13 protein-coding genes are annotated in these 12,496 nt (G+C 65.3%); 8 read left to right on the top strand and 5 right to left on the bottom strand.

Annotated elements, in window-relative coordinates; all coding sequences use genetic code 11:
* Positions 1-92: 92 nt before the first annotated feature.
* Genes C4S73_RS13450 through C4S73_RS13440 form a run of 3 tightly spaced genes read right to left on the bottom strand, consistent with a single transcriptional unit; the run spans position 93 to position 2,666 of the window.
* Positions 93-971: an ABC transporter permease gene (locus tag C4S73_RS13450; protein ID WP_103873021.1), complete on the bottom strand. Its 879-nt coding sequence runs from the start codon at positions 969-971 to the stop codon at positions 93-95.
* A complete protein-coding gene (locus C4S73_RS13445) occupies positions 968-1,942 on the bottom strand; it encodes an ABC transporter permease (protein ID WP_103873020.1) in 975 nt (324 codons plus the stop codon). Before C4S73_RS13445 ends, C4S73_RS13450 begins: the two co-directional genes overlap by 4 nt.
* A 22-nt stretch (positions 1,943-1,964) precedes the next feature.
* Positions 1,965-2,666 carry a creatininase family protein gene (locus C4S73_RS13440; RefSeq protein ID WP_103873019.1) on the bottom strand — a complete coding sequence of 234 codons (702 nt, stop codon included), beginning with the start codon at positions 2,664-2,666 and terminating at the stop codon, positions 1,965-1,967.
* Positions 2,667-2,795: 129 nt separating this feature from the next.
* Between C4S73_RS13440 and C4S73_RS13435 the strand changes: the two genes are divergently transcribed.
* From C4S73_RS13435 to C4S73_RS13415, 5 genes are all read left to right on the top strand, one after another.
* Positions 2,796-3,347: a MarR family winged helix-turn-helix transcriptional regulator gene (locus C4S73_RS13435; protein WP_146071348.1), complete on the top strand. Its 552-nt coding sequence runs from the start codon at positions 2,796-2,798 to the stop codon at positions 3,345-3,347.
* Positions 3,344-4,936 (top strand): ABC transporter substrate-binding protein, encoded by a 1,593-nt coding sequence (locus C4S73_RS13430; RefSeq protein ID WP_103873017.1) that lies wholly within the window; start codon positions 3,344-3,346, stop codon positions 4,934-4,936. Before C4S73_RS13435 ends, C4S73_RS13430 begins: the two co-directional genes overlap by 4 nt.
* 175 nt (positions 4,937-5,111) lie before the next feature.
* Positions 5,112-6,059: an isoaspartyl peptidase/L-asparaginase family protein gene (locus C4S73_RS13425; protein WP_103873016.1), complete on the top strand. Its 948-nt coding sequence runs from the start codon at positions 5,112-5,114 to the stop codon at positions 6,057-6,059.
* Entirely contained in the window at positions 6,056-7,099 is a 1,044-nt protein-coding gene (locus C4S73_RS13420; protein WP_103873015.1) for a ketopantoate reductase family protein, read from the top strand. The genes C4S73_RS13425 and C4S73_RS13420 overlap by 4 nt, the downstream gene beginning before the upstream one ends.
* Positions 7,072-7,827, top strand: coding sequence for an SDR family NAD(P)-dependent oxidoreductase (locus C4S73_RS13415; RefSeq protein WP_103873014.1), 756 nt, complete (start codon positions 7,072-7,074; stop codon positions 7,825-7,827). The genes C4S73_RS13420 and C4S73_RS13415 overlap by 28 nt, the downstream gene beginning before the upstream one ends.
* 130 nt (positions 7,828-7,957) lie before the next feature.
* On the opposite strand, the gene C4S73_RS13410 is transcribed toward C4S73_RS13415, so the two are convergent.
* On the bottom strand, positions 7,958-8,461 hold the full coding sequence (locus C4S73_RS13410) for an Lrp/AsnC family transcriptional regulator (RefSeq protein WP_103873013.1): 504 nt from the start codon (positions 8,459-8,461) through the stop codon (positions 7,958-7,960).
* Between the two features lie 124 nt (positions 8,462-8,585).
* Here C4S73_RS13410 and C4S73_RS13405 point away from each other — a divergent pair, with 124 nt between their 5' ends.
* The 3 genes from C4S73_RS13405 to C4S73_RS13395 all read left to right on the top strand — a co-directional run bounded on the left by C4S73_RS13405 (position 8,586) and on the right by C4S73_RS13395 (position 11,293).
* Positions 8,586-9,611 (top strand): ABC transporter substrate-binding protein, encoded by a 1,026-nt coding sequence (locus C4S73_RS13405; protein WP_103873012.1) that lies wholly within the window; start codon positions 8,586-8,588, stop codon positions 9,609-9,611.
* Between the two features lie 177 nt (positions 9,612-9,788).
* Positions 9,789-10,541, top strand: a complete 753-nt coding sequence (locus C4S73_RS13400) for an ABC transporter permease (RefSeq protein ID WP_103873274.1) — start codon at positions 9,789-9,791, stop codon at positions 10,539-10,541.
* Entirely contained in the window at positions 10,529-11,293 is a 765-nt protein-coding gene (locus tag C4S73_RS13395) for an ABC transporter ATP-binding protein (protein ID WP_200828014.1), read from the top strand. Before C4S73_RS13400 ends, C4S73_RS13395 begins: the two co-directional genes overlap by 13 nt.
* A 156-nt stretch (positions 11,294-11,449) precedes the next feature.
* Here C4S73_RS13395 and C4S73_RS13390 read toward each other — a convergent pair whose 3' ends face one another.
* Positions 11,450-12,301: an SDR family NAD(P)-dependent oxidoreductase gene (locus C4S73_RS13390; RefSeq protein WP_103873010.1), complete on the bottom strand. Its 852-nt coding sequence runs from the start codon at positions 12,299-12,301 to the stop codon at positions 11,450-11,452.
* Positions 12,302-12,496: the final 195 nt, after the last annotated feature.

Below are 12,496 nucleotides of genomic sequence, written 5' to 3'. Positions count from 1 at the left end.
ATTGCGAGGAGGCGTAGCCGACGAAGCAATCCAGAAGCCGCGCGTGAGACGCTGGATTGCTTCGCTGCGCTCGCAATGACGGAGAGGCGCGCTCATCGCTTCAGCCTCGGATTGACCTGATCGCGGATCCGATCGCCGACGAGATTGATCGCGACGATCAGCACGATCAGCGCGATGCCGGGATAGATCGAGATCCAGTAGCGGCCAGACAGCATGTACTGGAAGCCGTTCGCGATCAGCATGCCAAGCGAGGGCTCCGTCACCGGCAGCCCGACCCCTAGGAAGGAGAGGGTGGCCTCCAGCGCGATCGCGCTCGCCACCTGCACGGTCGCGACGACAATCAGGGGCGGCAGGCAGTTCGGAAAGATGTGGCGCAGGACGACCTGCCAGGAGCGCAAAGGCGTCGACAGCACGGCCTCGACATAGTCCTTGCCGCGCTCGGCTGACGCCGCGCCATGAGCGGTTCGGGCAAAATAGGCGTATTGCGCGGCCGCAAGCGCGGCGATCAGCTGGAGCTTGCCCTGGCCGAGCATGGCGGAGAGGACGAGCGCCAGCAGGATGGCCGGGAAAGCGAGCTGCAGGTCGACGACCCTCATGATGAAGGCCTCCCAGCGTCCGCCGATATAGGCCGCGCCAATTCCGAGCGAGACCCCGACGATGAAGGCGAGCGAGCCCGCGACCAGCCCCATCTGCAGCGAGATGCGCAAGCCGTAGAGGATGGCGGAGAACAGGTCGCGACCCTGAGCGTCGGTGCCGAGGATATGGGTATAGCCGGCCGACCCGACGAAGCCGGGCGGACGGCGGGCATCCATCAGCACGAGATTGGCGAGGTCATAGGGGTCCTGCGGCGCCACCAGCGGCGCCAGAATGGCGACGCCGATGATCAGCAAGACGACGGCGAGCGCGATGACCGCGACCCGGCTCTCGCGGAACTCGGCCCAGAAGCGCGCGGCGGGCGAGATGTCCTTCATCGCGATCCCGCCTTTCGCAGACGCGGATCGAGCCCGACATAAGCCAAATCGACCAGGAAATTGATGGTGATGAAGACGAAGGCGACGAGCATCAGATAGGCGACCATCACGGGCCGGTCGAGCGAGGTGATGGAGTCGATGATCAGCTTGCCGATGCCCGGCCAGGAAAAGATCGTCTCGGTGACGACAGCGAAGGCGAGCGTCGAGGCGAATTCGAGCCCGAATACCGTCACCAGCGGGATCGCGATCAGCCGCAACACATGCCGGCGCAGCACGGTCCATTCAGACAGACCGGCCGCGCGGGCGAATTTGACGGTGTCCGACAGCATCGCCTCGCGCGTTCCCGCGCGTGCCAGCCGTGTCATCAGTGCGAGCTTGAAGAAGGCGAGGTTGAGCGCCGGCAGCAGCAGATGGCTGAGGCCGTTCAGCGTCAGGAAGCTCCATTCCACGCCGAAAACCGCGACCGTATCGCCGCGCCCCCCGGCCGGAAGCCATTGCAGCTCGACAGCGAAGGTCATGATCAGCACGAGGCCGATCCAGAAGGTCGGCACCGAGAAACCCAGGATCGAGACGGTCATGATGATCTTGGCCGCGAAACCGTCAGGTCGGTAGCCGGCATAGATGCCCGCGGGAATGCCGATAAGCGCTGCGCCGCAGACCGCTGACAGCGTCAGCTCCAGCGTTGCCGGCAATCGCGACAGGATGAGGTCGAGCACCGGCATGCCGAAAACGAAGGAGCGGCCGAAATCGCCGTGCAGGATGCGGCCAAGAAAGGTGAAATACTGCTCGTAGAGCGGACGGTCGAGCCCGTAGCGGGCGATCGTCTCCAGCCGGATGTCCTGGCTGACATCGGGGCCGATCAGCACGTCGATCGGGTTGCCGATGGCGTGGACGCCGACGAAGACCAGCATCGACATGACGAGCATGACGACGAGCGCCTGTGCGATGCGCCCGGTGACGTGGCCTAGCATGGGCTGGCGCCGGAGCGTCCTCTCACGGCCAGTCCTCCGTCATCGCCGCCCGGGTTTCCTCGACGCCGACCTGCCAGAGGCTCAGCATCTCGTTATCCGAACGCTCGTAACGGCCCAGGAAATTACCGTCGCCGAGGATCTCGCGCTTCTTCGCGGGATTGGCCGCCTGGTAGAGCGCGGCGTTGAAGGGCGGCTTCGCGGTGTCGGGCATCGCCACACCCTCGAGCCGCGTCCAGGGGAAGTTCTCCATCCACGATGCGTGCGAGGCGGCAGGGTCGACGGCCTTGACCGCTGCCTGGAAACGCGGCCCTGCCCACCAATTATGCAGTTTGACGCTGGCATCGGGGCGCGAACCCATCCACTCCGTGCAGAAGGTCATCACCGGCGCATTGCCGCCATGGCCGTTGACCAGCACGATCCGGCGGAAGCCCGAGCGGTAGAAGCCTTCGAGCATGTCCTCCATCACCGCAATATATGTGCTCATGCGCAGCGAGACGGTGCCCGGATAGGCCGCGAACCCTGGTGTCATGCCATAGGCGAGGACGGGGAAGACCGGCAGGTTGAGCGGGGTGGCCGCGTCATGGGCGACCTTTTCGGCGAGGATCGCATCGGTGGCGAGGCTGAGATAGGCGTGTTGTTCGACGCAGCCCAGCGGCAGGATGCAGCGATCGTCGAGCCCGGCCTGCGCTTCGATCTGCATCCAGTTCATTTCGGCGACACGCACGGCGCGATCCTTGCTAACAATAGGCCAGGCACAGCTTCGCGATAGGCAGGATGCGGCTGCTCAGGCATCCTTGACTCCGGCGCCCGACAGCGTCAAGTTCCATTTGGAACTAAATTGAGGGAGCTGATCATGCGCCGCGCCCCGACAGCCTTGTCTCGCCTCGATTCCGAGCGCGAGGCGGCGCTGCGCGATCTCGATCCGCTGACGATCGCGAAGCTCTGGGACAATCCCTGTTGGCTTTCCTTCCGGCTGAACTTCATTGCCTTCCGCTTCAACGATCCGGTCTATCGCTGGATCGAGACGCGCTACGGGCTGGTTCGCCCGGAATTCGTCGCGCTCTACGCGGTTGGCCTGAAGGACGGCGTGGCCGCCAAGAACATCGTCTCGTCCTCCGGGCTGCCCAAGAACACGCTCTCGCGCGCCATCCAGAAGCTGCTGCAGCGCCGCCTGCTCAAGCGGGAGACCGATCGCGACGATCTGCGCAGCTATGTGCTGCGCCTGACCAGCGCCGGCCGGGCGATCTTCGATGAAACCATGCCGCTGATGGTGCAGCAGCAAACCACCATGCTCGGCGGCCTGACCGAGGCCGAGCAGCGCCAACTCTGCGAATTGATGGACAAGCTCGTCATCGCATCTCCGACCTGGCCAAACGATCTAGAACAAGAGGGGATTTCAACATGATCAAGAAAAGCAATTTCCGGCTGGCGGCTTTTGCCGCGCTGCTGGGCGCTGCCGTCTCGACCGGCGCGCTGGCGCAGAACCTGACGATCGGCGTGCGCGCCGGCCCTGAATCGATCGATCCGCATTTCACCGCGACCGGCACGCATGCCGAAGCGCTGAAGCATGTTTTCGACACGCTGACCTGGTCTGGCGACAAGCTGCAGATCGAGCCGCGTCTCGCCTTGAGCTGGAAGGCGATCGAGCCGACCGTCTGGGAGTTCAAGCTCCGCCCGAACGTCAAGTTCCATGACGGCTCGGACTTTACCGCCGAGGACGTCAAGTTCTCGATCGAGCGCATCCCGGTCGTCTCCGGCCCCAACCCGACGACGATCTATGTCCGGCGCGTCAAGGAGGTGAAGATCATAGATCCGCTCACCGTCCATATCGTGACCGACGGCCCCGCGCCGAACCTGCCCAACGATTTCATCCGCCTCTTCATCGTCTCCGCCAAGGCCGCCGCCGGCCTGACCAAGGACACGGCCAACGAGGCCTTCAACGGCGGCAAGGCCGCGATCGGCACCGGGCCCTACAAGTTCGTTTCCTGGACACCGAAGGACCAGATGGTCCTCGATCGCTTCGACGGCTATTGGGGTCCCAAGGAGCCCTGGGCCAAGGTCGTCCGCAAGGAACTGCCCAATGACGCCGCCCGCGTCGCCCAGCTCAAGGCGGGCCAGGTCGACATCATCGTGCGTGCGCCGTCTTCCGACGTCGCCACGCTGAAGCGCGATCCGAAGCTGAAGGTCGAGACGATCGATACCGTCTATGTCTTCAACATGGAGCTCGACATGCGGGACAAGTCCCCGCAGATCAGCGCCAAGGACGGCTCGGCGCTGGCCAAGAACCCGCTGCAGGATCCGAAGGTCCGCGAAGCCATCGACCTCGCCATCGATCGTCCCGCTCTGGTCGAGATCGCCATGGAAGGCCTCGGAGCTCCCGTCAACCAGCTCGTCACCTCCAGCATCGCCGGCTTCAACAAGAGCCTGCCGCCGCTGAAGCAGGATCTCGCCAAGGCCAAGAAGCTGATGGAGGAGGCCGGCTACGCCAATGGCTTCAAGGTGACCTTCTCCTTCACCAATGACCGCCTGCCCGGCGACCGTCAGGTCGGCACGTCGATCGCACAGATGCTGGCGCGCGTCGGCATCGAGGTGAACGCCAACGCCCAGCCCGGGGCCGTCTTCTTCCCGGCCCGCTCCCGCGCCGAATTCTCGATGGCGATGTCCGGCTGGGGCACGCTGACCGGCGAGGCGAACTACACGCTCTCCTCGGTGGTCCACTCTAACGATCCCGCCAAGAAGCTCGGGCCGTTCAACGTGCTCGGCTACAAGAACGCCGAGCTCGACAAGCTGATCGAGGATGCCGGCATTGAGATGGACGAGGCCAAGCGCAACCAGTACCTCGCCGAGGCCAATGCCATCGTCGCCAAGGACCGTCCGCGCCTGCCGATCGTTGCCGTGGGTTCGGCCTGGGCGATGCAGAAGGACAAGGTGACGATCGCTCCGCGTGTCGACGAGGACACGCTGGCGATGGACATCAAGCCCGCCAGGAAGTGAGGCGTCGAAGTGAGGCGTCCGCTCACCTTCTCCCCTGCGGGGGAGAAGGTGGCAGCGCGAAGCGCTGACGGATGAGGGAAGTCTGGCACCACCCCTCATCTTCTCCCCATAAGTCTGCTTCGCAGGCGCCTTCTCTCTCTGGGGGAGAAGGGTTTTCGTGCCGAGGTTTCACGACATGACCATAGCTCTGGCGATTCATGGCGGCTGCGGAACGCTGCCCAAGGCCGAGATGACCGACGGCGAATGGGCGCAGGCCCGCGCCGATCTCGCTTCATCCCTGCGCGCCGGCTGGGCCATCCTGACGAAGGGCGGCGGAGCCGTCGACGCTGTCGAGGCGGCCGTGCGGGTCATGGAGGATTCGCCCCATTTCAACGCCGGCCATGGTGCCGCCTTCAACGCGGATGGCGATCACGAGCTCGACGCCTCGATCATGGACGGGGCGACGCTTGCCGCGGGCGCGCTGTGTGGCGTGCGCCGCATCCGCAACCCCGTCAGCGCCGCCAAGGTGCTGATGCTGCGCGGCGACCCGCTGCTGCTAGCTGGTGCTGCCGGCGACATTTTCGCCGAGCATGAAGGGCTCGACATGGTCGAGAACGATTATTTCTCGACTGAGCGCCGGCGCAAGAACCTGTCCTCGATGAAGATCCGGGAACTGGTCGGAACGGCCGGCCAGGCCAGCGAGGCCGAAAAGCACGGCACGGTCGGGGCCGTCGCCTGCGACGCGAAGGGCCATCTGGCGGCTGCGACCTCGACGGGCGGCTACACCAACAAGCCGGTCGGGCGCGTCGGGGATTCGCCGATCATCGGCGCCGGCACCTATGCGCGCGATGGGCGCTGCGCCGTCTCGGGCACCGGCAAGGGCGAGTACTTCATCCGCTATTGCGTCGGCCACGAGATCGCATCACTCATCGCCTATAAGGGCCTGAGCCTGAAGGAGGCGACCGATACCGTGCTCGGCGAACTCGGCGCCCACAAGATTGGCGCCGGCCTCGTCGCCATCGGCCCCGATGGCGGCATCGTCGCGCCCTATAATACCGACGGGATGTATCGTGGCTGGGTGACGCCGGACGGTCTCGTCCATGTCGCGACCCATGGCGATGTCGAGGTCGCCGGGCAGGCATGACAACCCCAGAACCCATCCTGATCTGGGGCGCCGGCGCGATTGGCGGCACCATCGGCGCCTACTGGGCCCGCGCCGGCATCCCCGTCCTGCTCGTCGACATCGTGCCGGAGCATGTCGAGGCCTGCCGCACGACAGGCCTAGCGATCTCCGGGCCGATCGAGGAGTTCCGCCAGGTCGTGCCTTCAGTCACGCCCGCCGAACTGACCGGCACCTACAGCCGCATCGTGCTGGCGGTGAAGGCCGGTGCGACGGCGGAGGCGCTTGTCGCTCTGAAGCCCCATCTCGCCGCTGAAGGCTTCGTGCTCTCGGCGCAGAACGGTCTCAACGAACTGGCGATCGCCGCCCATGTCGGGAAGGCACGAACCATCGGCTGCTTCGTCAATTTCGGCGCCGACTGGCACGGTCCCGGCGACATTCTCTACGGCAATCGTGGCGCCGTCGTCGTCGGCGAACTCGATGGCGCGCTGACGCAGCGCGCGCGTGAAATGCACCAGCTGATGCGCGTTTTCGATGCGGATTCCATCCTCACCGACAACATCTGGGGCTATCTCTGGGGCAAGCTCGCCTATGGCGCCATGCTGTTCGGCACGGCGCTGACTGACGACGCGATGTCCACCAATTTCGCCGACCCGGCGCGTCGGCCGGTCTGGCTTGCGCTCGGCCGCGAGGTCGGTGCCGTCACGGCGGCGCGCGGCGTCATCCCGCTGGGCTTTGGCGAATTCGACCCGAAGGTGTTCGCGCCCGGACAGCCGGAAGGCCCGCAGATCGCAGCCATCGCCTGGCTCGCGGACTACACCTCGAAGACCGCAAAGACCCATTCCGGCATCTGGCGCGATCTTGCCGTGCGCAAGCGCAAGACCGAGGTCGATCCCCAGATCGGCATCATCGCGAAGCTCGGCCGTGAAGCAGGCGTCGCAACGCCGACGGTCGAGACGCTCGTCGCGCTGATCCACGACATCGAGGACGGCAAGCGCCCGCTCTCCCTGGCCACTCTGAAAGTGCTGATAGATCAATGCAGATCCGTTTCGACGACCGCATAGCCCTTGTCACCGGCGCTGCGCAGGGCATCGGCCGCGCCATCGCCTCCGCCTTGGTGGCATCCGGCGCGACCGTCCATCTTGCCGATATCGATGCCGAAGGGGTTGCTGCGACCGCCGCGGACATCGGCGCGACGCCGCATGCCGTCGATCTCGGAACGCCCGAAGCTGCCGGCGCGCTGATTGCGGAGATCGTCGCCGGAAGCGGGACGCTCGATCTGCTGGTCCACGCTGCAGGCGGCGTGCGCGGGCAGGTCGGCCGGCCGATCGAGGCGATCTCGGAGGCCGACTGGCGCGTCATCTTCGCAGCCAATGTCGATGCCGCATTTTTCCTGGCCCAGGCCGCCGCGCCGGTGATGCGGCAGGCGGGTTACGGCCGCATCGTCACGATCTCGTCGGGTGCCGGGCTGCGCCCGAGCCTGACCGGAATCCAGGCCTATTCCAGCGCCAAACATGCCCTGGTCGGCTTGACCAAGCAACTCGCCTGGGAGTTCGGACCGCAGGGCATCACGGTCAATTCGGTTGCGCCCGGCTTCGTGCGCTCCAACCCCGCCAGCGAGCGGCAATGGCAGAGCTATGGTCCCGAGGGGCAGAAGCGGCTGGTCGAGAGCATCCATACCCGCAGGCTCGGCACGGCCGAAGACATCGCCAATGCCGCGCTGTTCTTCCTCAGCGAGCAGGCCGGCTGGATCACCGGGCAGGTGCTGTCCGTGGACGGCGGGCGGTCCTGAGGGCATGGCTCCCGCGTCATGCCAGCCCTTGTGGCGAGCATCCACGTCTTGAACGCAGTCCTTGACCAGAGAAGACGTGGATGGTCGGGACAAGCCTGACCATGGCGGGTGGGGGCGATCAGCTTGAACCTCAAACCTTCGGCAGGTCGGGCACCTTATAGGCCGTCGTCGACTTGATCCGCTCCATCGCGAAACGTGAGGTCACGTTCTTGAGCGGGATCGTCTCGATCAGCTTCTTGTAGAAGCTGTCATAGGCGGCCATGTCGGCGACGACGACGCGCAGCATGTAGTCGACATCGCCGGCCATGCGGTAGAACTCCATCACCTCGGGCATCGACGCCACCATCTGCGCGAACTTCTCGAGCCATGGTCCCGAATGGTCGGCGGTCTCGATCTGTACGAAGACGGTGAGCCCCAGCCCGATCTTTTCGGGCGCCACCAGCGCGACGCGCTTGATGATGACGCCGCTATGTTCCAGCCGCTGAATCCGCTTCCAGCATGGCGTCTGCGACAGGCCGACACGGTCGGCCAACTCCGCTATCGAGATGTTGGCGTCGCTCTGAAGCACCGTCAGAATTTTTCGGTCTATCGCATCCATTCTCTTGAATCCGCCTTGCGAGGAAATTTGTTCCATTGAAATCAGTCCAAAGAGAATTATAATCTTTTTGGCAGCGATATCTTGCATTCAGATAGAAAATCCTTTTCTCAATCTGTCAATGGGTGCGTTTCTGGCGCCGTTTTCTCGAAGGATTTGAACGATGGATCGCCGCCAGTTCCTGCTCGCAGGCTCGTCGCTTCTGGCCGCCGCGCCGCTTTCTGGCGCGTTCGCACAGGCCGGCGCCGCAGCCCGCATCGGTTACATCCCGGTCATCGGCACGGCACCGATCTTCGTCGCCAATGGCGAGGGCTGGCTGAAGGATGCGGGCCTCACCCCGACCTTCACGGTGTTCGAATCCGGCCCCAACATGATCCAGGCGCTGGCTTCCGGCACGATCGATCTCTATGTCGCCGGCATCGCGCCGCTCGCCGTGGCGCGCTCGCGCGGGGTCGATATCCGCGTCGTCGCGGCGACCGCGATTGCCGAGAACGTCTTCGTCGCGGCGCCCGCGCTTGCAAAATTCTTCACGTCGGGCACGACGGCCGCAGCCGCCTTCAAGGCTCACAAGGCCGCCACCGGCAAGCCGGCCCGTCTGGCCACGCAGCCGGCGGGCTCCGTGCCCAACACGACCCTGCAATACTGGCTCTGGGAGGTCGCCAAGGCCGACAAGGCCGATGTCGAGGTCCTGCCGATGGGCATCGACGCGACCCAGCAGGCGGTGCTGGCGGGCGCCGTCGAGGGCGCGATCGTGCGCGAGCCGGCGCTGACCATCATCCAGACCCGCAATCCCGGCATCAAGCTGATCGCCGGTGGCGAGGAACTGTTCCCGGGTCAGCCCGGCACGGTCGTCGCCGCATCCGGCGCCTTCGTCACCAAGAACCCCGATGCCGTGCAAAAGCTCGTCAACAGCCTCGTTCGCGCTGCCGATCTGATCGCGAAATCCCCCGAAAACGCCGCCCCCCATGTCGGGGCGGCGCTCGGCAAGGGCATCGTCGATCCCGAACTGATCCAGAAGGCGCTAGTCTCGCCGGCGAGCAAGTTCCAGATCGACCCGCGCGTCATCATCGAGCCGTCCCGCGCCATGCAGGCCTATCAGGTCAAGCTCGGTTCGCTGGAGAAGGAATTGCCGTTCGACGGACTGTTCGAGACGCAGTATTACGAGCGCGCGATCAAGGCAGGCGGCTGAACCGGGTCCACGGCCACGATAGCCGTCATTGCGAGGAGCGCAGCGACAAAGCAATCCAGGCAGCGTAGAGCAAAAAAACGCTGGATTGCTTCGCTGCGCTCGCAATGACGCGTTTTGGCTTGCACGGAAAAAGGACCGTGTCGAAGCGGACAGCTAGAAGACCAGGTGGAACCGACCTTGCATTCCCTTCGGGCCCCGGCCCTGGCCCTACTGGGTCTGATTGCCTTCCTGCTGCTCTGGGAGGCGATTCCCTTCTTCGGCATCGTCAATCCGGCCTTCCTGCCGGGCCCCAGCGTGTTGCCCAAAGCGTTCTGGCGCGAGGTCACCTCCGGCGCCTGGCTGGCGGCCATCCTCGGCTCGCTCTGGCATTATTTCGTGGGTCTGTTCCTCGGCTCGTTTCTGGGCGCGGCGCTCGGCGTGCTCGTCGGCATGTCCCGGGTCGCCGAGGAAGCCACGGCCTGGGTGGTGCGCCTGCTGCGGCCGATTCCCGGCCTCGCCTGGGTGCCCTTCGCCATCATCTGGTTTGGCGTGAACCCGTCGGCCGCCGTATTCATCATTGCGATCGGCGTGTTCTGGATCGTCTTCTTCGCGGCCCAGGGCGCGATCCGCGGCGTTGACCGCGACCTGATCGAGGTCGCCGACGCCTTCGGCTTCCGCTCGCCCTGGCAGCGCCTGACCAAGATCCTGCTCCCGGCGGCGCTTCCCGGCATCCTCATTGGCGTGCGCACCGCGCTCGGCCAGGCCTGGATGGCGGTGGTGGCGGCCGAAATCTTCGGCGTCGCCGGTGTCGGCCAGCGGATGATGCAGGCCTCCAGCCTGCTCGCGACCGATATCGTGGTGGTCTACATGCTGACCATGGCGGGACTTTACGGCTTCCTGGATACGCTCTTCGTCGCTTTCCAGAGATGGGTGCTGCGATGGAAAGCGTGATCGATATCAAGGGCCTCTCGCTGACCTTCACCCGCGATGGCGAGGCGACGGAGGTGCTGCACAAGCTCGACCTCTCGGTCGCGCGGGGCGAATTCCTGGCCATCGTCGGCCCGTCCGGCGTCGGCAAGTCGACGCTCCTGCGCGTCATCGCCGGGCTGGCGAAGCCAAGCGGCGGCGAGGTCGTGATCAATGCCCGCGACAACACCCGTCGCCCGGTCGCGCTGGTTTTCCAGGATTCGCGGCTGTTGCCCTGGCGCAAAGTGGTCTCGAATGTCGCTTTCGGCCTCGAAGGTGAACAGCCGCGCGCGCAGCGGCTGGCGAGGGCGCAGGAGATGCTCGATCTCGTGGGCCTGGGGACGCTGGCCCAGCGCTGGCCGCACCAACTCTCCGGCGGCCAGCGTCAGCGCGTCTCGCTGGCGCGTGCGCTCGCAGTCGATCCCGAGATCCTGCTGATGGACGAGCCCTTCTCGGCACTCGACGCCTTGACGCGCGAGAGCCTGCAGGACGAGGTCATCCGCGTCTGGCAGCGCACGGGAAAGACTGTGCTCTTCGTCACCCATGACATCGACGAGGCCGCCTATCTCGCCGATCGCGTCGTCATCCTCTCGGGCGCGCCGGGCCAGATCATCGCCGAGCACAGCATCGGCGCGGCCCGCCCGCGCAAGCGGGGCGAGGCGGCCGAGGCAGAGATCGTGCGGGCGGTGCGACTGGGGCTGGGCGCGGATACGGTCATGGACGGGGCCGCGATCTGAGCAGAACGCCGACGTTTCGCAGAACAAGCGCGCCGTCATTCCGGGCAAGCGAAGCGCAGACCCGGAATCCATCGAAGGCGCCGCACTCTCCGATGGATTCCGGATCGGCGCCGCTGTGCGGCTTGTCCGGAATGACAGGGAGGGTGGCCTAAAGCCTCACCGCCCCGCGAGGAACGCCTTGAACGGCTCCACATAATCGCGATGCCAGCGCGAGAGCGGCGGGCGGTTCTGGATGATGTCACCCATCGCCCAGGCCATGCGCTTTTCGTCGAGCGCGCGCGATGTCTCGTTGTCCGGGCAGAGAATGTAGAAATCGCCGTCTTTCAGCCGCTCTAGCATGAAGTCGACGGTCTGCTCCGGGGTCCAGGCGCCGTCGGGCTTCTCGATACGCCCGCGCGCCGTCAATGGCGTATGAACATAGCCGGGGATCAGGAGATGCGCGCTGACCTTGCAGCCTTCCGTCTCGCGCAATTCGTGCTGCAGGGCTTCGGTAAAGGCCTTCACCCCGGCTTTCGAGACGTTGTAGGCGGGATTGCCCGGCGGGGTGGTGATGCCCTGCTTGGAGCCGGTGTTGATGATGATGCCGGGCTCGCCGCTTGCGATCATGCCGGGAGCGAAAACCTGCGTGCCGGCGATCACGCCTCCGAGATTGACGGCCAGCATCCGCTTCCAGCTTTCGCGAGGGCCGAGGATCGAGCTGCCCACCTGCATGCCGGCATTGTTCATCAGCACGTGCACGTTGCCGAAGCGGGCGCCGACCTGCTCGTGCAAGGCCACGACCTCGTCGAGCCGGGCGACATCGCTGGCAACCGCAAGCACATTCTCGTCCCCGACCAGCGTCGCCAGCACCTGGCCCGCGGCCTTGAGCGCCTCGGCATCCTTGTCTGCGATTGCGACTTTCATGCCCAGCCCGGCAAAGGCCCGGGCGGCGGCAAAGCCGATCCCCGATGCGGCGCCTGTGACCACGGCGACATGCGAGGGAGAGAAGGCGGCAAGCTGTGTGGTCATCGAGCGTCTCGCGATTCAGGTCTCGGGGCCCGGCACATAAGGCAGTGCGCGCGGCGACATCATGGCGCGGTGCGTGATTTCCCCCGAACGCCGACAACAGCCCTATTCGCCGGGCCATCACCGCCTTGTCATTGGCGCGCTGCCCGGAATTCAGGCATCTGGATCGGGAAATTGTATGGGATGACGACGGAGCGA

The sequence above is a fragment of the Allobosea lathyri genome (genome assembly GCF_900108245.1).
Classification (GTDB): Bacteria; Pseudomonadota; Alphaproteobacteria; order Rhizobiales; family Beijerinckiaceae; genus Allobosea; species Allobosea lathyri.
This window is presented reverse-complemented; position numbering and strand designations above follow the sequence as displayed.

Coding starts and splice junctions, on each gene's coding strand:
- C4S73_RS13450 (WP_103873021.1), bottom strand. CDS start 971: ATGAAGGACATCTCGCCCGCCGCGCGCTTCTGGGCCGAGTTCCGCGAG.
- C4S73_RS13445 (WP_103873020.1), bottom strand. CDS start 1,942: ATGCTAGGCCACGTCACCGGGCGCATCGCACAGGCGCTCGTCGTCATG.
- C4S73_RS13435 (WP_146071348.1), top strand. CDS start 2,796: ATGCGCCGCGCCCCGACAGCCTTGTCTCGCCTCGATTCCGAGCGCGAG.
- C4S73_RS13430 (WP_103873017.1), top strand. CDS start 3,344: ATGATCAAGAAAAGCAATTTCCGGCTGGCGGCTTTTGCCGCGCTGCTG.
- C4S73_RS13425 (WP_103873016.1), top strand. CDS start 5,112: ATGACCATAGCTCTGGCGATTCATGGCGGCTGCGGAACGCTGCCCAAG.
- C4S73_RS13420 (WP_103873015.1), top strand. CDS start 6,056: ATGACAACCCCAGAACCCATCCTGATCTGGGGCGCCGGCGCGATTGGC.
- C4S73_RS13415 (WP_103873014.1), top strand. CDS start 7,072: ATGCAGATCCGTTTCGACGACCGCATAGCCCTTGTCACCGGCGCTGCG.
- C4S73_RS13410 (WP_103873013.1), bottom strand. CDS start 8,461: ATGGAACAAATTTCCTCGCAAGGCGGATTCAAGAGAATGGATGCGATA.
- C4S73_RS13405 (WP_103873012.1), top strand. CDS start 8,586: ATGGATCGCCGCCAGTTCCTGCTCGCAGGCTCGTCGCTTCTGGCCGCC.
- C4S73_RS13395 (WP_200828014.1), top strand. CDS start 10,529: ATGGAAAGCGTGATCGATATCAAGGGCCTCTCGCTGACCTTCACCCGC.
- C4S73_RS13390 (WP_103873010.1), bottom strand. CDS start 12,301: ATGACCACACAGCTTGCCGCCTTCTCTCCCTCGCATGTCGCCGTGGTC.